The 389-nt window shown below is 72.8% G+C and carries 1 protein-coding gene; it reads left to right on the top strand.

Features of this window, described 5'->3' with window-relative positions; all coding sequences use genetic code 11:
* Positions 1-389: hypothetical protein (locus tag J0A65_RS26220; RefSeq protein ID WP_206597118.1), on the top strand; the 389-nt coding region annotated here is incomplete at both ends.

Genomic DNA, 389 nt, shown 5'->3' on the forward strand with positions numbered 1-389 from the left:
CGTCGCCCTGCAACGGCTCTACCCCGAATGCAGCACGACGACGCCTGTCGACACCCCTCAGCAGGCACTGGAGGCTTCGCTGGGGCGCGCCGCAACGCCAGCGCAGCTGCAGGCCCTGCGGGAGACGCTCAGCGAGGTGGCCGGCGAACACGCCGAACTGGCGCCAGGCGCCGAACGCCTGCTCAATGACCTGGCCGATGGTGGCGTGCCTTGCGCCTGGCTCGACAGGCTGCCGAGCGATGCCAGCCTGCGCCTGGCCGAGGCGCTGCCGGACTCGGTGCTGGCAGCCCTGCCGCAGCAGGCCAGAGCCTGGCCGGCCCCCGACAGCTGCTGGCAAGCGCTGACCCAGCTGGGGGTCGAGCGCCTGGACGGCTGCATCCTGGTCAGCG

The sequence above is a fragment of the Bowmanella yangjiangensis genome (assembly GCF_017255015.1).
Lineage (GTDB): Bacteria > Pseudomonadota > Gammaproteobacteria > Enterobacterales > Alteromonadaceae > Bowmanella > Bowmanella yangjiangensis.